26 protein-coding genes and 1 pseudogene are annotated in these 24,618 nt (G+C 65.3%); 14 read left to right on the top strand and 13 right to left on the bottom strand.

Going from position 1 to position 24,618, the window contains the following annotated elements; genetic code table 11:
- Positions 1-52: 52 nt before the first annotated feature.
- Together CH302_RS03710 and CH302_RS03705 are read right to left on the bottom strand one after the other, a co-directional pair.
- The gene (locus tag CH302_RS03710; RefSeq protein WP_037191576.1) at positions 53-916 is read right to left on the bottom strand and encodes a hypothetical protein; all 864 of its coding nucleotides are present in this window, start codon (positions 914-916) and stop codon (positions 53-55) included.
- The gene (locus CH302_RS03705; protein ID WP_037191692.1) at positions 906-1,622 is read right to left on the bottom strand and encodes a metallophosphoesterase family protein; all 717 of its coding nucleotides are present in this window, start codon (positions 1,620-1,622) and stop codon (positions 906-908) included. Before CH302_RS03705 ends, CH302_RS03710 begins: the two co-directional genes overlap by 11 nt.
- Before the next feature lie 70 nt (positions 1,623-1,692).
- Between CH302_RS03705 and CH302_RS03700 the strand changes: the two genes are divergently transcribed.
- Positions 1,693-2,286: a suppressor of fused domain protein gene (locus CH302_RS03700; RefSeq protein ID WP_082323698.1), complete on the top strand. Its 594-nt coding sequence runs from the start codon at positions 1,693-1,695 to the stop codon at positions 2,284-2,286.
- Between the two features lie 7 nt (positions 2,287-2,293).
- On the opposite strand, the gene CH302_RS03695 is transcribed toward CH302_RS03700, so the two are convergent.
- On the bottom strand, positions 2,294-3,262 hold the full coding sequence (locus tag CH302_RS03695) for an esterase/lipase family protein (protein ID WP_037191698.1): 969 nt from the start codon (positions 3,260-3,262) through the stop codon (positions 2,294-2,296).
- A 138-nt stretch (positions 3,263-3,400) separates the two neighbouring features.
- Positions 3,401-4,489, bottom strand: coding sequence for a magnesium and cobalt transport protein CorA (locus CH302_RS03690; protein ID WP_037191578.1), 1,089 nt, complete (start codon positions 4,487-4,489; stop codon positions 3,401-3,403).
- Between the two features lie 57 nt (positions 4,490-4,546).
- Between CH302_RS03690 and CH302_RS03685 the strand changes: the two genes are divergently transcribed.
- From CH302_RS03685 to CH302_RS03670, 4 genes are all read left to right on the top strand, one after another.
- Positions 4,547-5,383, top strand: coding sequence for a PHP domain-containing protein (locus CH302_RS03685; protein ID WP_037191700.1), 837 nt, complete (start codon positions 4,547-4,549; stop codon positions 5,381-5,383).
- Entirely contained in the window at positions 5,380-5,994 is a 615-nt protein-coding gene (locus tag CH302_RS03680; protein ID WP_037191581.1) for a MarC family protein, read from the top strand. The genes CH302_RS03685 and CH302_RS03680 overlap by 4 nt, the downstream gene beginning before the upstream one ends.
- A complete protein-coding gene (locus CH302_RS03675) occupies positions 5,991-6,383 on the top strand; it encodes a hypothetical protein (RefSeq protein WP_255137323.1) in 393 nt (130 codons plus the stop codon). The genes CH302_RS03680 and CH302_RS03675 overlap by 4 nt, the downstream gene beginning before the upstream one ends.
- A 152-nt stretch (positions 6,384-6,535) precedes the next feature.
- The gene (locus CH302_RS03670) at positions 6,536-7,741 is read left to right on the top strand and encodes an NAD(P)-dependent malic enzyme (RefSeq protein ID WP_037191583.1); all 1,206 of its coding nucleotides are present in this window, start codon (positions 6,536-6,538) and stop codon (positions 7,739-7,741) included.
- Between the two features lie 79 nt (positions 7,742-7,820).
- Here CH302_RS03670 and CH302_RS03665 read toward each other — a convergent pair whose 3' ends face one another.
- The 4 genes from CH302_RS03665 to CH302_RS03650 are packed head-to-tail and all read right to left on the bottom strand — an operon-like array spanning position 7,821 to position 11,297.
- On the bottom strand, positions 7,821-8,513 hold the full coding sequence (locus CH302_RS03665) for an ABC transporter permease (protein WP_037191584.1): 693 nt from the start codon (positions 8,511-8,513) through the stop codon (positions 7,821-7,823).
- Positions 8,510-9,175 carry an ABC transporter permease gene (locus tag CH302_RS03660; protein ID WP_037191586.1) on the bottom strand — a complete coding sequence of 222 codons (666 nt, stop codon included), beginning with the start codon at positions 9,173-9,175 and terminating at the stop codon, positions 8,510-8,512. Before CH302_RS03660 ends, CH302_RS03665 begins: the two co-directional genes overlap by 4 nt.
- Positions 9,172-10,323 (bottom strand): ABC transporter ATP-binding protein, encoded by a 1,152-nt coding sequence (locus CH302_RS03655; RefSeq protein WP_037191588.1) that lies wholly within the window; start codon positions 10,321-10,323, stop codon positions 9,172-9,174. The genes CH302_RS03660 and CH302_RS03655 overlap by 4 nt, the downstream gene beginning before the upstream one ends.
- Positions 10,323-11,297, bottom strand: coding sequence for an ABC transporter substrate-binding protein (locus tag CH302_RS03650; RefSeq protein ID WP_052047742.1), 975 nt, complete (start codon positions 11,295-11,297; stop codon positions 10,323-10,325). The genes CH302_RS03655 and CH302_RS03650 overlap by 1 nt, the downstream gene beginning before the upstream one ends.
- 208 nt (positions 11,298-11,505) lie before the next feature.
- Between CH302_RS03650 and CH302_RS03645 the strand changes: the two genes are divergently transcribed.
- A complete protein-coding gene (locus CH302_RS03645; RefSeq protein WP_037191589.1) occupies positions 11,506-12,399 on the top strand; it encodes a glycine betaine ABC transporter substrate-binding protein in 894 nt (297 codons plus the stop codon).
- On the opposite strand, the gene CH302_RS03640 is transcribed toward CH302_RS03645, so the two are convergent.
- From CH302_RS03640 to CH302_RS03630, 3 genes are read right to left on the bottom strand one after another with little or no spacing between them, the layout of a single operon-like run.
- Complete coding sequence (locus CH302_RS03640; protein WP_037191596.1) at positions 12,355-13,311, bottom strand: alpha/beta hydrolase; 957 nt, start codon at positions 13,309-13,311, stop codon at positions 12,355-12,357. The two genes, CH302_RS03645 and CH302_RS03640, sit on opposite strands and share 45 nt — an antisense overlap.
- Before the next feature lie 12 nt (positions 13,312-13,323).
- Positions 13,324-14,157 carry an SDR family NAD(P)-dependent oxidoreductase gene (locus tag CH302_RS03635; protein WP_037191598.1) on the bottom strand — a complete coding sequence of 278 codons (834 nt, stop codon included), beginning with the start codon at positions 14,155-14,157 and terminating at the stop codon, positions 13,324-13,326.
- Positions 14,154-15,725: a flavin-containing monooxygenase gene (locus tag CH302_RS03630; protein ID WP_037191600.1), complete on the bottom strand. Its 1,572-nt coding sequence runs from the start codon at positions 15,723-15,725 to the stop codon at positions 14,154-14,156. The genes CH302_RS03635 and CH302_RS03630 overlap by 4 nt, the downstream gene beginning before the upstream one ends.
- A 69-nt stretch (positions 15,726-15,794) precedes the next feature.
- On the opposite strand from CH302_RS03630, the gene CH302_RS03625 reads away from it, so the two are divergent.
- Entirely contained in the window at positions 15,795-16,310 is a 516-nt protein-coding gene (locus tag CH302_RS03625) for a TetR/AcrR family transcriptional regulator (protein WP_094649890.1), read from the top strand.
- Positions 16,311-16,426: 116 nt separating this feature from the next.
- Here the strand turns inward: CH302_RS03625 and CH302_RS30965 are convergent.
- Positions 16,427-16,624 (bottom strand): annotated as a pseudogene (locus CH302_RS30965) (TetR/AcrR family transcriptional regulator); the annotation flags it as partial.
- 69 nt (positions 16,625-16,693) lie between these two features.
- Here CH302_RS30965 and CH302_RS03615 point away from each other — a divergent pair.
- Genes CH302_RS03615 through CH302_RS03605 form a run of 3 tightly spaced genes read left to right on the top strand, consistent with a single transcriptional unit; the run spans position 16,694 to position 20,064 of the window.
- Complete coding sequence (locus tag CH302_RS03615; protein WP_037191600.1) at positions 16,694-18,265, top strand: flavin-containing monooxygenase; 1,572 nt, start codon at positions 16,694-16,696, stop codon at positions 18,263-18,265.
- A complete protein-coding gene (locus CH302_RS03610) occupies positions 18,262-19,095 on the top strand; it encodes an SDR family NAD(P)-dependent oxidoreductase (protein ID WP_037191598.1) in 834 nt (277 codons plus the stop codon). Before CH302_RS03615 ends, CH302_RS03610 begins: the two co-directional genes overlap by 4 nt.
- Positions 19,096-19,107: 12 nt before the next feature.
- Entirely contained in the window at positions 19,108-20,064 is a 957-nt protein-coding gene (locus CH302_RS03605; RefSeq protein ID WP_037191596.1) for an alpha/beta hydrolase, read from the top strand.
- Here CH302_RS03605 and CH302_RS03600 read toward each other — a convergent pair.
- Positions 20,020-20,913, bottom strand: coding sequence for a glycine betaine ABC transporter substrate-binding protein (locus CH302_RS03600; RefSeq protein WP_037191589.1), 894 nt, complete (start codon positions 20,911-20,913; stop codon positions 20,020-20,022). The two genes, CH302_RS03605 and CH302_RS03600, sit on opposite strands and share 45 nt — an antisense overlap.
- A gap of 208 nt (positions 20,914-21,121) precedes the next feature.
- On the opposite strand from CH302_RS03600, the gene CH302_RS03595 reads away from it, so the two are divergent.
- From CH302_RS03595 to CH302_RS03580, 4 genes are read left to right on the top strand one after another with little or no spacing between them, the layout of a single operon-like run.
- A complete protein-coding gene (locus tag CH302_RS03595) occupies positions 21,122-22,096 on the top strand; it encodes an ABC transporter substrate-binding protein (protein WP_052047742.1) in 975 nt (324 codons plus the stop codon).
- Positions 22,096-23,247 carry an ABC transporter ATP-binding protein gene (locus tag CH302_RS03590; RefSeq protein WP_037191588.1) on the top strand — a complete coding sequence of 384 codons (1,152 nt, stop codon included), beginning with the start codon at positions 22,096-22,098 and terminating at the stop codon, positions 23,245-23,247. Before CH302_RS03595 ends, CH302_RS03590 begins: the two co-directional genes overlap by 1 nt.
- The gene (locus tag CH302_RS03585) at positions 23,244-23,909 is read left to right on the top strand and encodes an ABC transporter permease (RefSeq protein ID WP_037191586.1); all 666 of its coding nucleotides are present in this window, start codon (positions 23,244-23,246) and stop codon (positions 23,907-23,909) included. Before CH302_RS03590 ends, CH302_RS03585 begins: the two co-directional genes overlap by 4 nt.
- Complete coding sequence (locus CH302_RS03580; RefSeq protein WP_037191584.1) at positions 23,906-24,598, top strand: ABC transporter permease; 693 nt, start codon at positions 23,906-23,908, stop codon at positions 24,596-24,598. Before CH302_RS03585 ends, CH302_RS03580 begins: the two co-directional genes overlap by 4 nt.
- Positions 24,599-24,618: the final 20 nt, after the last annotated feature.

Below are 24,618 nucleotides of genomic sequence, written 5' to 3'. Positions count from 1 at the left end.
ACGCATCTAAGTAGTTACCAGACATCGGTCGACTACGGAAACGAGAACGGGGTTACTGCGGACGGGTGGGCTTACCCAGCGCCTTCTGCCGCAGTTCGCTGACGATCTCGTCGTTCCAGACGTGTTCGCGCACCAGGCGGTAACGCTCCCGGCTCATCCAGAGGTACGCCTCGGCGTCGGTGCGGTCCTCGAGGATCTCCGCCGCGCGCACCATGCGCACCACCGGTAGGTACTCCTCACCGAACCAACGTCGCGCGACGGTACCGCGGTCGACGAATTCACCGACCTCCTGCATCAACCGGAAGCCCCATGCCTCCACCGATTCGCTCAGCTGGGCGTAATCGAACGGATCGGTCACCTGAACGGCCTCGCGTGCCTTGCCCACCAACGGCACTCGGCTGAGGAAGATGCGCCGGTGATCCTTGATCAGCAGATCGCCACGTCGGGTGATTCCTTCGGGGGAGATGCGGGTGATGATCTCGGTGACGACGGCGTCGATCGACGTTCGGTGCATGGCGAACGCGATGGAGACTCGGTGATGGCCGTCGACGACGAAGTGCATTCCGCCGATGCGATAGACCTGAATCGGCGGCATCGCTTCGCCGCGACGTTGAGCAGCCGCGAGTCGCTGCCAACGTTCGCGGATGCGCGCCGATGTCGGACGGAAGAAACGATCGAAGTCGCGTGTGCGATCGACGCTGCCGACGATGGTGTCGACGCGAATGACCTGCAGGCCGAGGTGACGCTCGCCCACCTTGCCGAGGGCCGCGACGACCTCGTCGAACGGCAGGATGGTGTTGACGTCGTCGGGTTGACGACGCAGCCACCCGACCAGACGTGCGACGTCGGCGCGTCGGCGCTGGCGGGTGAAGTCGTTCTCCGCATCGGCGGCCGGGAATCCGGTGTCACGTGCCATGTCTGCGCCTCACGATCTTCGGTGTCTCGAAATCCGTTCTCTCGCCGCCCGGTTCGATCTCGAGAAGGGTGTAGCCGACGGTGTTGATCACCGTGGCGCCGTGCAGGGTCAGATCGTCCGGGGTGTGACCGTGCGGATGAATATGGCCGTGCAACAACAACTGTGGGGACAGTCGACGCGTCACCTCGTCCAGGCAGTCGAAGCCGATGTGCGCGGGGTCGGTGTCGTCGCCGACGCCGAGTGGTGGACTGTGGGTGAGCAGGATGTCGACGGGCCGAAGATCCTTGCGCACGTTGCGATGCCATGCGAACGTCCGGGTCAGGGTGCGTGATCGCCGTCGCTGCTGCCGTTGGGTCCACTGATTGGGCCCACCGTTGTAGCGGATGGACCCGCCGAGACCGGCGATCCGTACGCCTGCCGCGGACACGATGCGACGGTCGACGTTGACGGCACCGACCGGTCCGGGCCAGGTGGCGGGCAGCCCGGCGCGCATCCAGCCTGCACGTCCGGCCGAGTAGCCGGTGAGGTCCGCGTCGTGATTGCCCGGCACGAACACGCACGGTGCGTTCAACGCGTCGGTGAGGTACTCGAGGTAATCGAACGGCAGGTCGCCCGCGCCGAGAATCAGGTCGACTCCGAGCGACTTCACCTGCGGACTCCACAGGGATTCGATCGTTTCGTCGGCGACTGCGAGAACGGAGACCACGGGTACGACGGTACCCACCTCCGGTGCGGTGGTACCTCCGAACGGACTTCTCGGGCATCGGTGGTGTTGGATGGGTCAGGTGAGCGACAGTGTCATTGCAGCGGTACGCGCACATCTGGTGACCGAGATCGGCGACGAGAATCCGTCGTCGGCGTCGGTGACCTTCCTCGGCCTCGAGTCGCTGGACGTGCTGAGATTCGGCGCGGACTCCGACGTGGTCCGGTACGTCAGTCTCGGCTGCTCTCGTCACCCCATGGCCGATCCCAACGAACTCGTCGCAGATCCCTCGCGCGGCCCCCGCGCCGAACTGGTGCTGACCCTTCGCGGTGGGGCAGGCGTGGCGTCGGGCGTGCACAAGTCCCTGGCCGTGCTCGCTGCCTCTCCCGCGGTGGAGGGCGTCGTTCTCGTCGAGGATGCGCTGCTGGACCTGGGCGAGCCGCTGTGGACCAACGCGCCGTTCACCGCGGTGCTGCTCGGAGTCAGTGATATCGCCGATCTGACGCTGCCCGAGCCCTACGATCCGGTTCGTTTCCTCGCCGCAGTGCCGTTGACCGGTACCGAGGCGGCGTGGGTGCGGTTACGCGGTGCCGCAGCCCTGCGGGAGGCCTGGACCGAGGCAGGGATCGACGTGCGCGATCCGAATCGGTCCGCGGCCAGTCTTTGACGCCCACTCACCGCGCGTAGGTTGCCAAATCCGGTTCGGCACTGACGGAATCGTCGATCAGATGCCGAGGTACCTGGGCCAGATACTTCAGTCCGGTGATCGCCGCACGCGCGTCGTAGCGCAGGTTCGGCATCGCGGTGCTGAAACACAGGTTGTCCGAGATGCGTTCGCGCACAGCAGGTCCGTCGTGGTCGAGCGCGTCGAGGACGAGATGAAAGGCGACGTTGTCGCCGATGATGTTGAAGTGTTCGACGGGCCGCAGCGGACAGATGTCCTGGACGGCGATGTTCGCGGCTCCGGCCAGAGTGCTGGCGTGCGGTTGCGGGTAGATCAATTGGTCGAATGTCGTGAAGATCGAGGTGTAACTGGGTCCCGCGGGCAACGGACGCGCCGCCAGCGCGGTGAGGAATTTCGATCCGGTGGCGATCTGCCAGTTCGCAGGCGGGCACTCCTGCGAGTCGTCGCATCCCGAGCGCGCCGAGTCGGTGCCGTTGTACGGGGTGGCGAGCGAGACGAAATCCGACACCAGTGCGGGCAGGTCCGGCCAGAACGTCAACGCCCAGAGCTCGTCCAGCGGACCGTGTTGGTGACCCATCATGACGACCTGGCGACCGCTGTCGGCGGCCATGGTGCGGACTGCGTGCACCACGTACTGGGCGGCGATCTGCAGGTCGCCGTACCCCTCGTCGGGAAGGGAGAGGCTGCACACCGGTATCCCTTCGGCCGGCAGTGACTGCAGGTAGTTCCAGCCGAAGGACTGCTGATCGGTGGCGAAGGCCGGTGTGAGCAGGACCGGATCGCGGGTGGCGTCGTGCAGATCGGTGGTGCAGGTGAGGGCCTCGTCGAGATCGGCCTTCGCGACGGTCAGCGGCGGGCCGGCTGGATCTGCGAGAACCGGCTGAGCCGACGCGGCCCCTGGGGCGTACGAAAAGATCATGGCCACGGCCGAAGCCAGTACCAGCGAGCGGATTCTCATCGATCCCTTCCGGATGACACTGCAGGACTTCTGCAGTCTCATCCGGGACGAACCGGTGGGTTCGTCACGTGGAAGCAGTCGGGACAATCACCAACGACCGCTCGATTCGGTTGGACATCGTCCAACCGGGCCCAGCTCCTAGAGCCAGTTGTTCTTGTGGAACGTCCGCCACAGTCCGATACAGACGCACAACACGACCGCGACCATCAAGTGGTAGCCGTACGTCCAGTGCAGCTCGGGCATGTTGTCGAAGTTCATCCCGTAGATGCCCGCGACCATCGTCGGCACAGCGGCGATCGCCACCCACGACGAGATCTTGCGCATGTCCAGGTTCTGCTGCATCGTCACTCGCGCCAGCGCCGCGTCGACCAGTGAGCTGAGCACCTCGTCGTACTCGGAGATGCGTTCGGCGACCGTCGTGTGGTGGTCCTGCACGTCGCGCAGATACCGTCGCACGGCCTTCGGGACGCTCGGCTCCTGCACCAGACGCGCTAATGGCGTCGACAGAGGCGTCACCGATCGGCGAAGCTCGACGACCTCCCGCTTGAGGAGGTAGATGTTCTCGATGGGCACGTGGTGATGCGGCGAGAACACTTCCTCCTCCATGCCGTCGACGTCTCGCTCGATCGAGTCGGTCACCGCGAGGTACTCGTCGACGACGTGGTCGGCCACCGCGTGCAGGACCGCCGACGGGCCGAGGGCGAGTTGTTCGGGGTTCGCTTCGAGGCGCTGACGCACGCCGGCCAACCCCGAATGCTCTCCGTGCCGGACGGTGATGACGAAGTCACGGCCGACCATCACCATGATCTCGCCGCTCTCGACGATCTCGTTGGCGGTCGTCACCGACTCGTGCTCGACGTACTTCACCGTGCGCAGCACCAGGAACGCGACGTCGTCGTAGCGCTCGAGCTTGGGCCGCTGATGGGCGTGGACGGTGTCCTCGACCATCAGCTCGTGCAGGCCGTAGCACTGGGCGATCGCGCTCATCTGGTGCTCGTCGGGTGCGTGCAGACCGACCCACACGAATCCCTCGCCGCGGGCACGCACCTCTGCGATGGCCGAGGTGTGAGTGAATCTGCCGGGAAGTCGAGCACCGTCGACGTAGACCGCGCAGTCGACGATCGCGCGGGCCGTGGGCACCGGAATCCGCGGTGTCGGCTCGGGACCGGCCTTGGCCGATCGTCGATGCAGTGACGGCAGCGACGGGCGTGGTGGAAGGGACGGCATGGCGGGCAATCGTACGCCAGCAAAACGACGAGAGAGTGGGCCTGGAACACTGTGCAGGTGCTCATCGATCTCCACACCCACTCGACGGCGTCCGACGGCACCGACAGCCCGACCGAGCTGGTCCACGCCGCAGCCGAGGCAGGACTGTCGGTGGTGGCTCTGACCGACCACGACACCACCTCGGGGTGGGACGAAGCGGCCTCGGCACTGCCGCCCGGTCTCACGCTCGTGCGCGGCATGGAACTTTCCTGCACCGGGCGAGGCGAGGACGGCGAGCCGGTTCCGGTGCACCTGCTCGCGTATCTGTTCGATCCCGCGAACGAGGCGTTCGCGGGCGAGCGCGCTCGGTTGCGCGGCGAGCGGGTCACTCGATTGCGTGCCATTGCCCAGAAGATGGCGGCGGACGGTCTGCCCATCGACCCCGACGCGGTGCTGGCCTCGGCCGGAGACGCTGCCGGACGACCGCACCTGGGCCGCGCGCTGATCGACGCCGGCTACGTTCCGAACATGGATGCCGCGTTCGCCGGTCCGTTGGCGACGAGCGGCAAGTACTACGTCGAGAAGGTCGACACCCCCCTCGAGGTCGCGGTGGACATGATCGCCGCGGCAGGCGGTGTCAGTGTGCTCGCGCACGCCAGAGCTCGTGCCCGCGGTCGCATCCTCGACCTCGATCACATTCGCGAACTTGCAGCGCGCGGTCTCGGGGGAGTGGAAGTGCACCACATGGACCACTCGCCGCAGGACACCGCGGTGATGGCCGATCTCGCCGCCGAACTGGACCTGATCGTCACCGGATCCTCGGACTACCACGGCACCAACAAGACGGTGAAGCTGGGCGAATACACCACGGCCCCAGAACAATACGACCGTCTGATTGCGGCGGCACTCCCATGACATTCGACGTGACGCTCTACCTGACGGTGTTGATCACCCTGTTCGTCATCATGGACCCACCGGGCGCGATCCCGGTGTTCCTGTCACTGGTGGGCCGCAAGAGCAAAGAAGCACGCAACAAGGCCGCGTGGCAGGCACCCGCGGTCTCGCTGACCGTCATCTCGGTGTTCGCGATCGGCGGTCAGGCGATCCTGAGCTACTTGCACATCGGCATCCCGGCACTGCAGGGCGCAGGCGGGTTGCTGCTGCTGCTCATCGCGTTGTCGCTGCTCACCGGAAAGGGTGCGGGCGGCGACACCGCCGCGGAGGACGTGAACGTGGCACTCGTGCCGCTGGGGACTCCGCTGATGGCCGGCCCCGGTGCCATTGCCGCGGTGATCGTCTACGTCAGTCAGGCCGACGGTGACGTCGGTTCGTTCCTGGCAATTGCGTTGGGCATCATCACCATTCACGTTCTGTTCTTCCTGGTGCTGCGATTCTCGACGGCGCTGATCCGGCTCCTCGGGGAGGGCGGGATCTCGCTGTTGGCGCGCATCGCAGGTCTGTTGCTCGCCGCCATCGCGGTGCAGTTGGTCGCGGATTCGGTTCGCGGATTCGTGGCCGGCGGATGACCGGGGCGTCGTACGGGCTCCGATTCCTGCGCGGGCTCAGCGGCATCGTCACAGCGGGACTGGTGGTGCTCGCCATCGGCGTCGCCGTCACGCAGTATCTGGGCCACTCCCGCGGCTTCCCCGGTCCGGGCGGTGTCTCGGTCGCCGCGCACATCGTCGCCGCGGGCGTGGCCGTGTTCGCGCAGCGCAGCGCATCGCCGATCACCGTCGCGGTTTCTCGGCTGTTCTCGGGGCGATCGTGGTCTTCGTCGTCACCGGCCTCGTCCTGTGGACACAATGGTGGCAGTAGAAGCCGTGGTGGCATAAATCTGCCCGCTCTCGACTCTGTGGTCAGGTGGGGTGGCGATGTGGCACACTGGGGCACCGACAGGGCTACAGCCCATCGCTGATCGTGCAGGCACACCCGCCTCACATGCGAGACACGCTCTCGGCAGTTTGCAGCCAGCACTGGCGCACTCCGACGGCCCTCATTTCCACCACTCACTTCGTTGACATTTCGTCGCCTTGCTGGTCGAGGTCGACAGTGCGAGGAGCTTTCACCGTGACGGCAGTCGAAGACACCGCAGCAACACACACCGCACCGGCAGGGCCGGCAGCGATCACCGCCGAGGAGATCTTCGCCGGGCACCTCGGCGGCAAGCTGTCGGTCGAGTTGGCAGCGCCGCTCGACACACAGCGCGATCTCTCGATCGCCTACACCCCAGGAGTGGCCCAGGTCAGCCGCGCCATCGCCGCCGATCCCGCGCTGGCCAAGCGATACACCTGGACCGATCGCCTCGTCGCCGTCATCTCCGACGGCTCCGCAGTGCTCGGCCTGGGCGACATCGGTCCTCGCGCGTCGTTGCCGGTGATGGAGGGCAAGGCCGCACTGTTCAAGAAGTTCGCGGGCCTCGACTCCATCCCGATCGTGCTCGACACCAACGACGTCGACGAGATCGTCGACACCATCGTGCGGTTGCGCCACAGCTTCGGTGCCGTCAACCTCGAGGACATCTCGGCGCCGCGCTGTTTCGAGATCGAACGCCGCGTCATCGAGGCGCTCGAGTGCCCGGTCATGCACGACGACCAACACGGCACCGCAATTGTCGTCCTCGCCGCGCTCAACGGGGCCGCGAAGGTGCAGGGCCGCAACACTTCCGAACTGAAGGTCGTCATCTCCGGAGCCGGGGCAGCAGGTGTGGCGTGCGCCAACATGCTCCTTCTGGCCGGCATCCGGGACGTGGTAGTGCTGGACTCGAAGGGGATCGTCTCCTCCGATCGCCTGGATCTCACCGGCGTCAAGACCGATCTCGCTGCGCGTACCAACCCCCGTGCGCTGGCAGGCGGAGCCGCCGACGCCCTGGCTGGAGCCGACGTGTTCCTCGGTCTGTCCGCGGGCAGGATCGACGAGAGCTACATCGCTTCGATGGCCGCGGACTCCATCGTGTTCGCGCTGTCCAACCCGGATCCGGAGATCCATCCGGAGGTGGCGAGGAAGTACGCCGCCATCGTCGCGACCGGACGCAGTGACTTCCCGAACCAGATCAACAATGTTCTCGCCTTCCCCGGTGTGTTCAAGGGCGCGCTCGACGCAGGTGCCCGTCGCATCACCGAAGGCATGAAGCTCGCCGCTGCCGAGGCAATCCTCTCGGTTCTCGGCGACGAGTTGGCTGCGGACAAAATCGTGCCCAGCCCACTCGATCCTCGTGTCGCCCCGGCCGTTGCGGACGCAGTTGCGGCAGCAGCGCGAGCCGAGGGCGTCGCGTAGGAAAACGGAAAGAAAACACCGGCGAACCCGGCCCCCACCCGGGCCTGTGGTTCGCCGGTGTCTTTCGTCGTAGGTCGAGTCAGACTTTCGCGAGTCCGGTCGGCATCCGCCGCAGGCGACCGGTACCCGGAACGGACGTCCACACCGCGAGGGCGAGAAGGCCGTCGACGATCAGGGTCAGCAGAGCCACCAGGATCGCGCCGACCAGAACGCGGCCGTAGTCGTAGAGCGCGAGTCCGTCGAAGATGTAGCGGCCGAGCCCACCGAGGTTGACGTAGGCCGCGATGGTCGCAGTGGCGATGATCTGCAGTGTGGTGTTACGCAACCCGCCGAGGATCAGTGGCAGCGCGTTGGGAATCTCGACCCGAAACAGCACTTGGGTTTCGGTCATCCCCATCGCCCGGGCGGCGTCGACGACGTTGGCGTCGACGTTGGCGATACCGGAGTACGTGCCTGCCAACAGCGGAGGAATGCCGAGCAGCACCAACGCGATGATCGGTGGGACCAGACCCAATCCGATCACCAGAACCAGAAACACGAGAATGCCGAGGGTCGGCAGCGACCGCAGCGCGTTGACGAGCCCGACGATGACGGCCTCACCGCGGCGCAGGTGACCGATGAGCAGACCGACCGGAACCGCGACGGCAGCCGAGAGCAACACTGCCAACAGGCTGTACCACATGTGTTCGGTCAGTCGAGTGCCGATTCCTGTGGGACCGGCCCAGTTTCCGCCGTCGAGAATGTACGAGAACGCCTCGGAGAAGAGATTCATGCGCGTGCCTTCTTCTTCGACGAGCCCGTGCTCAGCCGCGTCCACGGAGTGAGTCGACGGCCCAGCAGGTACAGGGCCGCGTCGAAGATCAACGCCAGGAACACGATCGAGATGATGCCCGCGAAGATCTGGTCGGGATAGTCGCGCTGGTAGCCCTGGGTGAACAGCTGGCCGAGACCGCCGATACCGATGACCGAGCCGACCGACACCAGCGAGATGTTCGTGACCGCCACGACTCTGATGTTGGCGATCAGCACCGGAAGCGCCAGTGGCAGTTCGACGGTCACTGCTCGCCGCAGCGACGAATAGCCCATCGCCTCGGCGGAATCGACCACGGCGAACGGTACCGAATCGAGTGCCTCGGGCACCGCGCGCACCAGTAGCGCGGTCGAGTACACCGCAAGGGCGATCACGACGTTCAACGGATCGAGCACCGGTAGTCCGACCACCGCGGGGATGGTGACGAACAGCGCGAGCGAGGGAAGGGTGAACGCAATACTGGCCACCGTCAACGTGATTCGACGAACCCAGCGAGTGTTTCGAATGACGGTGCCCAGCGGGATGGCAATGAGCAACCCGGCCAGCAACGGGACGAGCGAGAGATACAGGTGCGTCTTCGTGTAGCCGAGAACCACATCGAAGTTGTCCAGCAGCCAGGTCACTGTTCGGTGTCCCCGCTGGCGAGGAAGTGGTGCCGGTTGCGCTCGGAGTCCTCTGACTTACGTTGTGCAGCAAGGTGTTCGAGGATCTCCGCGCCGTCGACGCTACCCACGGCCGCTCCGGCCGAATCGACCGCGACACCGATCCCCGAGGGCGAGGAGATCGCCGCGTCGAGTGCCTGACGCAGATCGCCACCCTCGAGGAACAGCGAGCCGCCCGCTGCCGTGCTGTCGTCGATGCTCCGGCCGTCGCGCACCTTCTCGACTCCGGTCGCGTCGATCCACCCGAGTGGACGGCGCTGCTCGTCGACGACGAGGACCCACTGACCCTGGTCCAGTCGGAGGCCGTGGATCTCGTCCTCCGTCGCCGTGTGGATCGGGTGCATGGTCACCGCCTGTGCCGACCGAAACGACAGTCCACGGTAGCCGCGATCGCGGCCGACGAACGACGCCACGAAAGACGTTGCCGGGGCGGCGAGTACGGTCTCCGGCTTGTCGTACTGCTGCAATCGGCCCTGGGGTCCGAAAACCGCGATGCGATCGCCGAGCCGGACGGCTTCGTCGATGTCGTGGGTGACGAAGACGATCGTCTTCTTCAGATCGGCCTGCAGTCGCAGCATCTCGATCTGAAGTTCTTCACGAACCACCGGGTCCACCGCGCTGAAGGGCTCGTCCATCAGCAGGATCGGCGGGTCGGCGGCCAGCGCCCGGGCCACGCCCACTCGCTGTTGCTGCCCGCCGGACAGTTGCGCCGGGTAGCGCGAGGCGAATGCCGGGTCGAGGCCGACGCGCTCGAGGACGTCGAGTGCAGCCTTGCGCGCAGCGCGACGTGATTCGCCGTTGAGTACCGGCACCGTGGCGACGTTGTCGACGACGGTGCGGTGCGGCAACAACCCGGCACTCTGAATGACGTACCCGATGCCGCGGCGCAACTTCACCGCGTCGATGTCCGCGATGTTGCGACCGTCGACCGTGATCACGCCCGAGGTGGGCGTGATCATGCGGTTGATCATTCGCATCGACGTGGTCTTGCCGCAGCCGGACGGCCCCACGAACACGGTGAACGAGTGTGGCTCGATCACCAGGTCCAGAGAGTCGACGGCCGTGGTGCCGTCCGGATACGTCTTGTTGACCTGCTCGAAAGTGATCATCAGCTGACCGGCTGATCCAGACCCTTGTCCTGGACCCACGCGGCTGCCGCTGCTGCGGGCTCGACCTTCTCGTCGCCCGAGACCGAGGTGTTCAGCGCGATCAGCTCCTCGGTGGTGATCTGTGCCGATACCGCGTCGAGAACCTGGGTGAGCTTGTCGGACTGCTTGGCCGTACGCAGCACCGGAATGATGTTCTGGGCAGCGAAATTGTTCTCCGGGTCCTCGAGGACGACAAGATCGTTCTGTGCGATCGAGGGCGCGGTGGTGAAGATGTCCGCCGCGACGACCTGTCCGGAGACGAGTGCCTCGACCGTGGCCGGGCCGCCGCCGTCGGAGATCGGAATGTAGTTGCCGGGTGAGATGTCCAGGCCGTACTTGTCACGCAGACCGGGCAGGCCGCCGACGCGTTCCTGGAATTCCGGGGTACCGGCGAAGGTCACCTCGGACGAGAACGGGGCGAGGTCGCCGATGGTGGTGAGGTTGCGCTCGGTGGCGGTCTGGCGAGTGACGACGACGGCGTCCTTGTCCTCGCCCGGTGCCTGCGCCGTCACGGTGAGGTCGTCGCCCAGTGCAGCAGGCAATGCGGCCAGGACGTCCTCGGAGGACGTGGCGGTCGCGGATTCGTCCAAGTACTGCAGCAGGTTGCCGGTGTAATCGGGGATCAGGTCGATAGACCCGTCTCGCACTGCGGGAATGTAGGCCTCACGGCTGCCGATGTTGAGCTTGGTGCTCACCTCGAAACCGTTGGCGCGCAGGGCCTCGGCGTAGATGTTCGCCACGGTCTCGGACTCGGGGAAGTTGGCCGAGCCGATGATGATCGAGTTGGTGTCGCTGTTGCTCTCGCCGCCCCCGCTGGACAGTGGATCCGAATTTCCGCCGCAGGCGGTCAGAGCGGTGACCGAGAGAGCGACTGCGGCCACGGCGGCCACTGCCCTCGGAGCGGAGAACGCGCGCGTGATTCGGGAGGTGGTCATGGTGTCCTTCCATCGGTTCGGGCACAGTCCTACCCATCTCCTGTCGACCCCACCCGCGCTGCGGGGACATCGAAGGAACCAGGACTCGGGCTGCTCGGGATGGTAGTCGAAACCAGCGTGCCCATAAGGTTGGTTCGACTACCGTCTCGTTCGCACTAGTGCCCCGCGGCCGAGATCGGTAAACCACCCGGGCAGTGAACAGGAGAAAATGACAGTGCGACCGTCGGTTCTGGCAGCGGCCCTGGTGATGTCGATCGCTGGACTGGTCGGTGGTTGCAGTGCCGGCGCGTCGACCGACCCTGCTGCCGTGCCCGTCGTCGTCGGAGCGGGCAGCTCGGATCTTTCGCGGCTGCTCGCGCAGATCTACGCCGGGGGACTGCGGTCTACGGGAGCGGACGTCCAGGTGAAGGAAGACCTGGGAGATCGGGCCGACTACCTCGCGGCGCTGGACCGCGGTGAGGTGACGATGGTTCCCGACCTGACCGGAGAGCTGTTGCGCACGTTCGACACTCTGTCGGCAGCAACCGAGGCAGAGGACGTGTACACCGAACTGAACCGCTCGCTGCCTGCCGGGTTGTCGGTGGGGGACTACGCCACCGCCGAGGATCGACTTGCCATTGCGGTGGCTCCTGGCACGTCGGCAGCCGACGGGGAAACGGTGACGGACTTTCTGCGTCGAAACGAAGCAACGGTGGGGACGGTCGAGGGGCAGGTACATCCGACGGACGTGATCTCGGAAGGCGTGGGGAGTCCCTCCTTCACCGGGGCCGGTTTCTCCGAGTTCATGGTGTACCCGGACGCACAGTTCGCGGTCGACGACCTGAATTCCGGTGCGGTGGCCGCGCTCGCGATTCGCACCGCGTCGTTCGGCCCGTCGGCGAAGGATCTGACCACGCTGCCCGACGACGATCATGTGTATCCGGCGCAGAACGTGGTTCCGCTCTACGTCGACGGAGTGCTCAGCGAGAGCGCGCTGAGGTCGTTCTCGGTGGTGGCGGGGGAGCTGACGACTGCGGACCTCGCCGACATGATCGGCGAGGTCCGCAGTGGTGTTCCGTCAGGCGAGGTCGCCGGCCGCTGGCTCGGTGAGCGCAACCTGTGACACTGTGCTCGTCTGCGTTGCCCTGACCTTGCGGCCCAGGTACGAGCCCATGTGATGGACGGCCTGGGCCGCCTCCCGCAGGATCGATGCCTGTAGATGGGCCACGTGCCAGAGCTTCTTGTATTCCACGTGTTCGAGCTCGACACCCGACAGTCGCAGCTTGTCCGCGAACGCGGTGATCTGCGCGTACAGCACCTCGTCGGTACCGACGTGCATGACGATCGGTGGCAACCCGTCCAGATTTCCCAACAGTGGGGCGAAACCCTGGTCCAGTGGGTCGCCCGCGCCCAGATAGGCGTCGGCCGAGCTGTACGACCACCCGGTGTTGACCACGAGATCGCGGTCCTTGGCGGCGTCGCGCGCACCGGGATCGACCCACGGCGAGATCAGGCCGAGGGCGGCCGGGCTGGTGCCGTCGTCCACCAGACGTCGGGCGGTGGCCACCGTCAGACCTCCACCCGCCGAATCGCCTGCGATGGCGATGCGGTCCGCAGTGAATCCGTGCACTCGGACCAGCTCGCGGAACGCCGCCACGGCATCGTCCAGACCTGCCGGGTACGGATTCTCCGGGGCCAACCGGTAATCGAGCACGTAGACCGCGCTGGCCGATTCCCGGGCCAGATGTGCGGCCAGTGACCGATGCGTGTTGATCGAACCGATCGTGTACGCGCCGCCGTGCAGGTACAGAATCGCGGTGTCGCGTTCGGTCGCCCCGACGGTGATGCGCTCTGCCCGACGCCCGGCGAGCGTCAACTTCTGCGCGACGGTTCCGTGCGGGAGCGTCTGCAGCGGAGCCCCGGCTTCGAGGATCAGCCGCTGCGTGCGGAACGAGAAGCGCGAATTCAGCGCGACGCGATAGAACGGCTTCAGAGCGGCCGCGACGATCGGCAAGGGAACGTAGAAGGACTTCACGATGCGACCCGCCTACTTCTTGGAGCGTGGCATGGCACGCTTGGACACTGCGGCGATCAGGCCTTGGTATCGCGAACCGGTGATGCGCTGCAGCAGATCGAGCGCAATGGCGTCGGACCCGATGAGCACCCGGCCCTTGCCCTTCTCGACGCCCTTGAGGATGGTCTTCGCCGCGTCGATCGGGGTGGTCTTGGCGAGCTTGCTGTCGAAGAACTTGGCCACGTCGGCCTGATCGAAGTTCTCCGCGACGGTGGCGTTGCGGGCGATGGCGGTCTTGATGCCACCGGGGTGCACCACGGTCACCTTCACCGGAGCCTTGGCGATCAGCATCTCCATCCGCAACGATTCGCTGAACCCGCGGACGGCGAACTTCGCCGCGTTGTACGCGGACTGCGACGGCATTGCCAACAGGCCGAAGAGGCTGGAGATGTTGATGATGTGTCCGTCGCCGGAGGCCTGGATGTGCGGCAGAAATGCCTTGGTGCCGTTGACGACTCCCCAGAAGTCGACGTCGACGATGCGCTCGATGTCCTTGAACGAGGATTTTTCGACGTCACCGTGGTATGCGATACCGGCGTTGTTGTAGATCTGGTTGACCTTGCCGAAATGCGCGACGACGGCCTCGGCGTAATCCAGCACGGTCTCGCGCTGGGAAACGTCCAAGAAATCCGATTTGACCTCGGCACCCAACGCCTCGACCCGTCGAACGGTCTCGTCGAGTCCGGCGGTGTCGACGTCGGACAGAGCCAACTTCGCTCCGCGTCCGGCCAGTTCGAGGGCCAGCGCGCGGCCGATTCCCGAGCCCGCGCCGGTGACGACGGCCACCTTGCCTGTGAATGTGCTCATCGTGCGGACACCTTGTCTGTGTTGTTGCCGGCGGAGTTGTTCGCCGACGATCCGGAGGGCAGGTCTGCGGTAGCGACGCTACGGTACGCATCGAGATCGAAGTTCCTGGTGATTCGGCGGAACTCGAAGGTGAAGCCCGGCCACAGCGTCGTGTTGTTGCCGTGCTTGTCGAGGTACCAGCTGGCGCACCCGCCGTTCATCCAGACGCTCTTGGCCAGCTGATCCTGCAGCGTCACGTTGTACTCGTCCTGCACGTCCTTGCGCACCTCGATGGTGCCGATGTCGTGCTTGTCGATCGTGTTCAACGCATCGACCAGGTAGTTGATCTGCGACTCGATCATGAACACCATCGACGTGTGGCCCAGACCGGTGTTGGGGCCCACCAGGAAGAACATGTTGGGGAAGTTCGCGACCGCCGCGCCCTTGTAACCCTGCTGTCCACCGTCCTCGAAGGTTTGGGCCAATGTGCGGCCGTCCTTGCCGGTGATGCCGTGGTACGCGGGGGAGTCGGTGACGTGGAACCCGGTGGCGACGACGAGCGCATCGATCGGGCGCTCGGTGCCGTCCTTGGTGACGATCGATCCTTCGCGCACCTCGGCGATGCCGTCGGTGACGAGGTCGACGTTGCTCTGAGCGAGTGCCGGGTAGTACGCGTTCGAGATCAACATGCGCTTGCAGCCGATGCGGAAGTTCGGGGTGACCTTGGCGCGCAGCGCCTTGTCCTTGATCTGGGTGCGCAGGTGATTCTCCGACGCCCACTGCAGCGGCTTCATGAAGGCCGGGGCCTTGGCCAATCCGACGACCTGGGTCTCGCGCATCGCGTAGATGCCGGTGCGGGAGAGGCGCTGGAAACCGGGAACGTGCTTGAAGGCGAAGCGTTCGAGCTTGGTGTACGGGCGGTCCGCGCGGGGCAGGATCCACGGCGCGGTGCGCTGGTACACGTCCAGGTGCTCCACCTGGCCTGCGATGGCGGGCACGATCTGGATCGCCGACGCGCCGGTCCCGATGACGGCGACGCGCTTGCCTGCGAGCGAGACGTCGTGATTCCACTGAGCCGAATGGAAGACGTCGCCCTTGAAGTCGTGAATTCCCTTGATGTCGGGCAGGTTCGGCTCACACAGCGCGCCGACGGCCGAGACGACGATCTTGGCGGTGTAGTTGCCGGTGGTGGTCTCGACATCCCAGCGGCTCGTCTCGGCGTTCCAGCGTGCCGAGGTCACATCCGTACCGAACACGTGCTTGTCCATGACGCCGTACTTACGCGCAACCCCGGCGATGTACTTCTGGATCTCGGGCTGCGTGGAGAACGAGCGCGTCCAGTCCGGGTTCAGCGCGAACGAGTAGGAGTACAGGTGCGACGGCACGTCGCAGGCGGCACCGGGGTAGGTGTTGTCGCGCCAGGTGCCGCCGACGTCGTGGCCGCGTTCGATGACGACGAAGTCCTTCTTGCCTGCCTTCGTCAGCTTGATCGCGGCACCGAGGCCGGCGAATCCGCTGCCGATGATCAGCGTATCGACGTGACGCGGCGTCGTTGCACGGTCCGAAGTATCTGTTACGGGAAGACTCATGTAGGGGAGCGTAGAAGCTTATTGAGTGTGAGTCAATAGTTATTGACTAACATTCAGTAGGGTGGTTGCATGGCGTTCGTGAACAGCCCCGGCACATCGACAACGAAGAGGACCAGACTCAGTCCGCAGCAACGACGAGCGCAACTGATCGACCTCGGCACCGAGATGCTCGCCGACCGCCCCCTCGAACAGATCTCCGTCGAGGACATCGCAGACCAAGCAGGCGTCTCCCGAGGGCTTCTGTTCCACTACTTCGCCTCCAAGCAGGAATTCCACCTCGAGATCGTGCGTGAATCCTCGCGCGTCATGCTCGAGCGCACCGCACCCGATCCGTCGCTGCCACCGTACGAGATTCTGCGCGATTCCATCGCGAACTACGTCGATTACGTCACCGACAAGCGGCAGATGTACGTCTCGCTCCTGCGCGGCACCCCCAGTGGCGACCCACAGATGCGCGCGCTGTTCGAGGACACCCGCTCGGCCATGGCCGAGCGGGTGTCCTCGAACAGCGCGCGCATCTGTGGGTCGCCACTGGGGGTGCCGCGCAGGAGCGAGACGTACATCTGCCGCTTGTCGGTGACGTAATCGACGTAGTTCGCGATGGAATCGCGCAGAATCTCGTACGGTGGCAGCGACGGATCGGGTGCGGTGCGCTCGAGCATGACGCGCGAGGATTCACGCACGATCTCGAGGTGGAATTCCTGCTTGGAGGCGAAGTAGTGGAACAGAAGCCCTCGGGAGACGCCTGCTTGGTCTGCGATGTCCTCGACGGAGATCTGTTCGAGGGGGCGGTCGGCGAGCATCTCGGTGCCGAGGTCGATCAGTTGCGCTCGTCGTTGCTGCGGACTGAGTCTGGTCCTCTTCGTTGTCGATGTGCCGGGGCTGTTCACGAACGCCATGCAACCACCCTACTGAATGTTAGTCAATAACTATTGACTCACACTCAATAAGCTTCTACGCTCCCCTACATGAGTCTTCCCGTAACAGATACTTCGGACCGTGCAACGACGCCGCGTCACGTCGATACGCTGATCATCGGCAGCGGATTCGCCGGCCTCGGTGCCGCGATCAAGCTGACGAAGGCAGGCAAGAAGGACTTCGTCGTCATCGAACGCGGCCACGACGTCGGCGGCACCTGGCGCGACAACACCTACCCCGGTGCCGCCTGCGACGTGCCGTCGCACCTGTACTCCTACTCGTTCGCGCTGAACCCGGACTGGACGCGCTCGTTCTCCACGCAGCCCGAGATCCAGAAGTACATCGCCGGGGTTGCGCGTAAGTACGGCGTCATGGACAAGCACGTGTTCGGTACGGATGTGACCTCGGCACGCTGGAACGCCGAGACGAGCCGCTGGGATGTCGAGACCACCACCGGCAACTACACCGCCAAGATCGTCGTCTCGGCCGTCGGCGCGCTGTGTGAGCCGAACCTGCCCGACATCAAGGGAATTCACGACTTCAAGGGCGACGTCTTCCATTCGGCTCAGTGGAATCACGACGTCTCGCTCGCAGGCAAGCGCGTCGCCGTCATCGGGACCGGCGCGTCGGCGATCCAGATCGTGCCCGCCATCGCAGGCCAGGTGGAGCACCTGGACGTGTACCAGCGCACCGCGCCGTGGATCCTGCCCCGCGCGGACCGCCCGTACACCAAGCTCGAACGCTTCGCCTTCAAGCACGTTCCCGGTTTCCAGCGCCTCTCCCGCACCGGCATCTACGCGATGCGCGAGACCCAGGTCGTCGGATTGGCCAAGGCCCCGGCCTTCATGAAGCCGCTGCAGTGGGCGTCGGAGAATCACCTGCGCACCCAGATCAAGGACAAGGCGCTGCGCGCCAAGGTCACCCCGAACTTCCGCATCGGCTGCAAGCGCATGTTGATCTCGAACGCGTACTACCCGGCACTCGCTCAGAGCAACGTCGACCTCGTCACCGACGGCATCGCCGAGGTGCGCGAAGGATCGATCGTCACCAAGGACGGCACCGAGCGCCCGATCGATGCGCTCGTCGTCGCCACCGGGTTCCACGTCACCGACTCCCCCGCGTACCACGGCATCACCGGCAAGGACGGCCGCACATTGGCCCAAACCTTCGAGGACGGTGGACAGCAGGGTTACAAGGGCGCGGCGGTCGCGAACTTCCCCAACATGTTCTTCCTGGTGGGCCCCAACACCGGTCTGGGCCACACGTCGATGGTGTTCATGATCGAGTCGCAGATCAACTACCTGGTCGATGCGTTGAACACGATCGACAAGCACGACATCGGCACCATCGAGGTGCGCAAGGACGTGCAGGACGAGTACAACGTGACGCTGCAGGATCAGCTGGCCAAGAGCGTCTGGATGAACGGCGGGTGCGCCAGCTGGTACCTCGACAAGCACGGCAACAACACGACGCTGTGGCCGGGCTTCACCTTCGAGTTCCGCCGAATCACCAGGAACTTCGATCTCGATGCGTACCGTAGCGTCGCTACCGCAGACCTGCCCTCCGGATCGTCGGCGAACAACTCCGCCGGCAACAACACAGACAAGGTGTCCGCACGATGAGCACATTCACAGGCAAGGTGGCCGTCGTCACCGGCGCGGGCTCGGGAATCGGCCGCGCGCTGGCCCTCGAACTGGCCGGACGCGGAGCGAAGTTGGCTCTGTCCGACGTCGACACCGCCGGACTCGACGAGACCGTTCGACGGGTCGAGGCGTTGGGTGCCGAGGTCAAATCGGATTTCTTGGACGTTTCCCAGCGCGAGACCGTGCTGGATTACGCCGAGGCCGTCGTCGCGCATTTCGGCAAGGTCAACCAGATCTACAACAACGCCGGTATCGCATACCACGGTGACGTCGAAAAATCCTCGTTCAAGGACATCGAGCGCATCGTCGACGTCGACTTCTGGGGAGTCGTCAACGGCACCAAGGCATTTCTGCCGCACATCCAGGCCTCCGGCGACGGACACATCATCAACATCTCCAGCCTCTTCGGCCTGTTGGCAATGCCGTCGCAGTCCGCGTACAACGCGGCGAAGTTCGCCGTCCGCGGGTTCAGCGAATCGTTGCGGATGGAGATGCTGATCGCCAAGGCTCCGGTGAAGGTGACCGTGGTGCACCCCGGTGGCATCAAGACCGCCATCGCCCGCAACGCCACCGTCGCGGAGAACTTCGATCAGGCCGACGTGGCCAAGTTCTTCGACAGCAAGCTCGCCAAGACCACCCCGATCGACGCGGCGAAGACCATCCTCAAGGGCGTCGAGAAGGGCAAGGGCCGGGTGCTCATCGGGTCCGACGCCATTGCGCTCGATCTGCTGCAGCGCATCACCGGTTCGCGATACCAAGGCCTGATCGCCGCAGTGTCCAAGCGTGCCATGCCACGCTCCAAGAAGTAGGCGGGTCGCATCGTGAAGTCCTTCTACGTTCCCTTGCCGATCGTCGCGGCCGCTCTGAAGCCGTTCTATCGCGTCGCGCTGAATTCGCGCTTCTCGTTCCGCACGCAGCGGCTGATCCTCGAAGCCGGGGCTCCGCTGCAGACGCTCCCGCACGGAACCGTCGCGCAGAAGTTGACGCTCGCCGGGCGTCGGGCAGAGCGCATCACCGTCGGGGCGACCGAACGCGACACCGCGATTCTGTACCTGCACGGCGGCGCGTACACGATCGGTTCGATCAACACGCATCGGTCACTGGCCGCACATCTGGCCCGGGAATCGGCCAGCGCGGTCTACGTGCTCGATTACCGGTTGGCCCCGGAGAATCCGTACCCGGCAGGTCTGGACGATGCCGTGGCGGCGTTCCGCGAGCTGGTCCGAGTGCACGGATTCACTGCGGACCGCATCGCCATCGCAGGCGATTCGGCGGGTGGAGGTCTGACGGTGGCCACCGCCCGACGTCTGGTGGACGACGGCACCAGCCCGGCCGCCCTCGGCCTGATCTCGCCGTGGGTCGATCCCGGTGCGCGCGACGCCGCCAAGGACCGCGATCTCGTGGTCAACACCGGGTGGTCGTACAGCTCGGCCGACGCCTATCTGGGCGCGGGCGACCCACTGGACCAGGGTTTCGCCCCACTGTTGGGAAATCTGGACGGGTTGCCACCGATCGTCATGCACGTCGGTACCGACGAGGTGCTGTACGCGCAGATCACCGCGTTCGCGGACAAGCTGCGACTGTCGGGTGTCGAGCTCGAACACGTGGAATACAAGAAGCTCTGGCACGTGGCCCATCTACAGGCATCGATCCTGCGGGAGGCGGCCCAGGCCGTCCATCACATGGGCTCGTACCTGGGCCGCAAGGTCAGGGCAACGCAGACGAGCACAGTGTCACAGGTTGCGCTCACCGAGCCAGCGGCCGGCGACCTCGCCTGACGGAACACCACTGCGGACCTCGCCGATCATGTCGGCGAGGTCCGCAGTCGTCAGCTCCCCCGCCACCACCGAGAACGACCTCAGCGCGCTCTCGCTGAGCACTCCGTCGACGTAGAGCGGAACCACGTTCTGCGCCGGATACACATGATCGTCGTCGGGCAGCGTGGTCAGATCCTTCGCCGACGGGCCGAACGACGCGGTGCGAATCGCGAGCGCGGCCACCGCACCGGAATTCAGGTCGTCGACCGCGAACTGTGCGTCCGGGTACACCATGAACTCGGAGAAACCGGCCCCGGTGAAGGAGGGACTCCCCACGCCTTCCGAGATCACGTCCGTCGGATGTACCTGCCCCTCGACCGTCCCCACCGTTGCTTCGTTTCGACGCAGAAAGTCCGTCACCGTTTCCCCGTCGGCTGCCGACGTGCCAGGAGCCACCGCAATGGCAAGTCGATCCTCGGCGGTGGCGTAGTCCCCCACCGACAACCCGGCAGGCAGCGAGCGGTTCAGTTCGGTGTACACGTCCTCTGCCTCGGTTGCTGCCGACAGAGTGTCGAACGTGCGCAACAGCTCTCCGGTCAGGTCGGGAACCATCGTCACCTCACCGCGGTCCAGCGCCGCGAGGTAGTCGGCCCGATCTCCCAGGTCTTCCTTCACCTGGACGTCCGCTCCCGTAGACCGCAGTCCCCCGGCGTAGATCTGCGCGAGCAGCCGCGAAAGATCCGAGCTGCCCGCTCCGACGACGACGGGCACGGCAGCAGGGTCGGTCGACGCGCCGGCACTGCAACCACCGACCAGTCCAGCGATCGACATCACCAGGGCCGCTGCCAGAACCGACGGTCGCACTGTCATTTTCTCCTGTTCACTGCCCGGGTGGTTTACCGATCTCGGCCGCGGGGCACTAGTGCGAACGAGACGGTAGTCGAACCAACCTTATGGGCACGCTGGTTTCGACTACCATCCCGAGCAGCCCGAGTCCTGGTTCCTTCGATGTCCCCGCAGCGCGGGTGGGGTCGACAGGAGATGGGTAGGACTGTGCCCGAACCGATGGAAGGACACCATGACCACCTCCCGAATCACGCGCGCGTTCTCCGCTCCGAGGGCAGTGGCCGCCGTGGCCGCAGTCGCTCTCTCGGTCACCGCTCTGACCGCCTGCGGCGGAAATTCGGATCCACTGTCCAGCGGGGGCGGCGAGAGCAACAGCGACACCAACTCGATCATCATCGGCTCGGCCAACTTCCCCGAGTCCGAGACCGTGGCGAACATCTACGCCGAGGCCCTGCGCGCCAACGGTTTCGAGGTGAGCACCAAGCTCAACATCGGCAGCCGTGAGGCCTACATTCCCGCAGTGCGAGACGGGTCTATCGACCTGATCCCCGATTACACCGGCAACCTGCTGCAGTACTTGGACGAATCCGCGACCGCCACGTCCTCCGAGGACGTCCTGGCCGCATTGCCTGCTGCACTGGGCGACGACCTCACCGTGACGGCGCAGGCACCGGGCGAGGACAAGGACGCCGTCGTCGTCACTCGCCAGACCGCCACCGAGCGCAACCTCACCACCATCGGCGACCTCGCCCCGTTCTCGTCCGAGGTGACCTTCGCCGGTACCCCGGAATTCCAGGAACGCGTCGGCGGCCTGCCCGGTCTGCGTGACAAGTACGGCCTGGACATCTCACCCGGCAACTACATTCCGATCTCCGACGGCGGCGGCCCGGCCACGGTCGAGGCACTCGTCTCCGGACAGGTCGTCGCGGCGGACATCTTCACCACCGCGCCCTCGATCGCACAGAACGATCTTGTCGTCCTCGAGGACCCGGAGAACAATTTCGCTGCCCAGAACATCATTCCGGTGCTGCGTACGGCCAAGCAGTCCGACAAGCTCACCCAGGTTCTCGACGCGGTATCGGCACAGATCACCACCGAGGAGCTGATCGCGCTGAACACCTCGGTCTCGGGCGACGAGAAGGTCGAGCCCGCAGCAGCGGCAGCCGCGTGGGTCCAGGACAAGGGTCTGGATCAGCCGGTCAGCTGATGATCACTTTCGAGCAGGTCAACAAGACGTATCCGGACGGCACCACGGCCGTCGACTCTCTGGACCTGGTGATCGAGCCACACTCGTTCACCGTGTTCGTGGGGCCGTCCGGCTGCGGCAAGACCACGTCGATGCGAATGATCAACCGCATGATCACGCCCACCTCGGGCGTGATCACGGTCGACGGTCGCAACATCGCGGACATCGACGCGGTGAAGTTGCGCCGCGGCATCGGGTACGTCATTCAGAGTGCCGGGTTGTTGCCGCACCGCACCGTCGTCGACAACGTCGCCACGGTGCCGGTACTCAACGGCGAATCACGTCGCGCTGCGCGCAAGGCTGCACTCGACGTCCTCGAGCGCGTCGGCCTCGACCCGGCATTCGCCTCGCGCTACCCGGCGCAACTGTCCGGCGGGCAGCAACAGCGAGTGGGCGTGGCCCGGGCGCTGGCCGCCGACCCGCCGATCCTGCTGATGGACGAGCCCTTCAGCGCGGTGGACCCGGTGGTTCGTGAAGAACTTCAGATCGAGATGCTGCGACTGCAGGCCGATCTGAAGAAGACGATCGTCTTCGTCACCCACGACATCGACGAAGCCGTCCGGCTCGGCGATCGCATCGCGGTTTTCGGACCCCAGGGCCGATTGCAGCAGTACGACAAGCCGGAGACCGTACTCGCCGCCCCGGCAACGTCTTTCGTGGCGTCGTTCGTCGGCCGCGATCGCGGCTACCGTGGACTGTCGTTTCGGTCGGCACAGGCGGTGACCATGCACCCGATCCACACGGCGACGGAGGACGAGATCCACGGCCTCCGACTGGACCAGGGTCAGTGGGTCCTCGTCGTCGACGAGCAGCGCCGTCCACTCGGGTGGATCGACGCGACCGGAGTCGAGAAGGTGCGCGACGGCCGGAGCATCGACGACAGCACGGCAGCGGGCGGCTCGCTGTTCCTCGAGGGTGGCGATCTGCGTCAGGCACTCGACGCGGCGATCTCCTCGCCCTCGGGGATCGGTGTCGCGGTCGATTCGGCCGGAGCGGCCGTGGGTAGCGTCGACGGCGCGGAGATCCTCGAACACCTTGCTGCACAACGTAAGTCAGAGGACTCCGAGCGCAACCGGCACCACTTCCTCGCCAGCGGGGACACCGAACAGTGACCTGGCTGCTGGACAACTTCGATGTGGTTCTCGGCTACACGAAGACGCACCTGTATCTCTCGCTCGTCCCGTTGCTGGCCGGGTTGCTCATTGCCATCCCGCTGGGCACCGTCATTCGAAACACTCGCTGGGTTCGTCGAATCACGTTGACGGTGGCCAGTATTGCGTTCACCCTTCCCTCGCTCGCGCTGTTCGTCACCATCCCCGCGGTGGTCGGACTACCGGTGCTCGATCCGTTGAACGTCGTGATCGCCCTTGCGGTGTACTCGACCGCGCTACTGGTGCGCGCGGTGCCCGAGGCACTCGATTCGGTACCGTTCGCCGTGGTCGATTCCGCCGAGGCGATGGGCTATTCGTCGCTGCGGCGAGCAGTGACCGTCGAACTGCCACTGGCGCTTCCGGTGCTGATCGCCAACATCAGAGTCGTGGCGGTCACGAACATCTCGCTGGTGTCGGTCGGCTCGGTCATCGGTATCGGCGGTCTCGGCCAGCTGTTCACCCAGGGCTACCAGCGCGACTATCCCGACCAGATCTTCGCGGGCATCATCTCGATCGTGTTCCTGGCGTTGATCTTCGACGCGGCCCTGTACCTGCTGGGCCGTCGACTCACTCCGTGGACGCGGCTGAGCACGGGCTCGTCGAAGAAGAAGGCACGCGCATGAATCTCTTCTCCGAGGCGTTCTCGTACATTCTCGACGGCGGAAACTGGGCCGGTCCCACAGGAATCGGCACTCGACTGACCGAACACATGTGGTACAGCCTGTTGGCAGTGTTGCTCTCGGCTGCCGTCGCGGTTCCGGTCGGTCTGCTCATCGGTCACCTGCGCCGCGGTGAGGCCGTCATCGTCGGGCTCGTCAACGCGCTGCGGTCGCTGCCGACCCTCGGCATTCTCGTGTTTCTGGTTCTGGTGATCGGATTGGGTCTGGTCCCACCGATCATCGCGTTGGTGCTGCTCGGCATTCCTCCGCTGTTGGCAGGCACGTACTCCGGTATCGCCAACGTCGACGCCAACGTCGTCGACGCCGCCCGGGCGATGGGGATGACCGAAACCCAAGTGCTGTTTCGGGTCGAGATTCCCAACGCGCTGCCACTGATCCTCGGCGGGTTGCGTAACACCACACTGCAGATCATCGCCACTGCGACCATCGCGGCCTACGTCAACCTCGGTGGGCTCGGCCGCTACATCTTCGACGGACTCGCGCTCTACGACTACGGCCGCGTTCTGGTCGGCGCGATCCTGGTGGCTCTGCTGACCCTGATCGTCGACGGCCTTCTCGCCCTCGCGGTGTGGACGTCCGTTCCGGGTACCGGTCGCCTGCGGCGGATGCCGACCGGACTCGCGAAAGTCTGACTCGACCTACGACGAAAGAC

The sequence above is a fragment of the Rhodococcus sp. 15-2388-1-1a genome (assembly GCF_002259145.1).
Lineage (GTDB): Bacteria > Actinomycetota > Actinomycetes > Mycobacteriales > Mycobacteriaceae > Rhodococcoides.
The sequence above is the reverse complement of the archived record's forward strand: the minus strand, read 5'-3'. Positions and strand labels throughout refer to the sequence as shown.

Bases quoted from the DNA above. Each gene is read 5' to 3' on its own strand.
- CH302_RS03710 (WP_037191576.1), bottom strand. From the start codon at position 916: ATGGCACGTGACACCGGATTCCCGGCCGCCGATGCGGAGAACGACTTC.
- CH302_RS03700 (WP_082323698.1), top strand. From the start codon at position 1,693: ATGGGTCAGGTGAGCGACAGTGTCATTGCAGCGGTACGCGCACATCTG.
- CH302_RS03695 (WP_037191698.1), bottom strand. From the start codon at position 3,262: ATGAGAATCCGCTCGCTGGTACTGGCTTCGGCCGTGGCCATGATCTTT.
- CH302_RS03690 (WP_037191578.1), bottom strand. From the start codon at position 4,489: ATGCCGTCCCTTCCACCACGCCCGTCGCTGCCGTCACTGCATCGACGA.
- CH302_RS03680 (WP_037191581.1), top strand. From the start codon at position 5,380: ATGACATTCGACGTGACGCTCTACCTGACGGTGTTGATCACCCTGTTC.
- CH302_RS03675 (WP_255137323.1), top strand. From the start codon at position 5,991: ATGACCGGGGCGTCGTACGGGCTCCGATTCCTGCGCGGGCTCAGCGGC.
- CH302_RS03665 (WP_037191584.1), bottom strand. From the start codon at position 8,513: ATGAATCTCTTCTCCGAGGCGTTCTCGTACATTCTCGACGGCGGAAAC.
- CH302_RS03655 (WP_037191588.1), bottom strand. From the start codon at position 10,323: ATGATCACTTTCGAGCAGGTCAACAAGACGTATCCGGACGGCACCACG.
- CH302_RS03650 (WP_052047742.1), bottom strand. From the start codon at position 11,297: ATGACCACCTCCCGAATCACGCGCGCGTTCTCCGCTCCGAGGGCAGTG.
- CH302_RS03645 (WP_037191589.1), top strand. From the start codon at position 11,506: ATGACAGTGCGACCGTCGGTTCTGGCAGCGGCCCTGGTGATGTCGATC.
- CH302_RS03635 (WP_037191598.1), bottom strand. From the start codon at position 14,157: ATGAGCACATTCACAGGCAAGGTGGCCGTCGTCACCGGCGCGGGCTCG.
- CH302_RS03630 (WP_037191600.1), bottom strand. From the start codon at position 15,725: ATGAGTCTTCCCGTAACAGATACTTCGGACCGTGCAACGACGCCGCGT.
- CH302_RS03625 (WP_094649890.1), top strand. From the start codon at position 15,795: ATGGCGTTCGTGAACAGCCCCGGCACATCGACAACGAAGAGGACCAGA.
- CH302_RS03615 (WP_037191600.1), top strand. From the start codon at position 16,694: ATGAGTCTTCCCGTAACAGATACTTCGGACCGTGCAACGACGCCGCGT.
- CH302_RS03610 (WP_037191598.1), top strand. From the start codon at position 18,262: ATGAGCACATTCACAGGCAAGGTGGCCGTCGTCACCGGCGCGGGCTCG.
- CH302_RS03600 (WP_037191589.1), bottom strand. From the start codon at position 20,913: ATGACAGTGCGACCGTCGGTTCTGGCAGCGGCCCTGGTGATGTCGATC.
- CH302_RS03595 (WP_052047742.1), top strand. From the start codon at position 21,122: ATGACCACCTCCCGAATCACGCGCGCGTTCTCCGCTCCGAGGGCAGTG.
- CH302_RS03590 (WP_037191588.1), top strand. From the start codon at position 22,096: ATGATCACTTTCGAGCAGGTCAACAAGACGTATCCGGACGGCACCACG.
- CH302_RS03580 (WP_037191584.1), top strand. From the start codon at position 23,906: ATGAATCTCTTCTCCGAGGCGTTCTCGTACATTCTCGACGGCGGAAAC.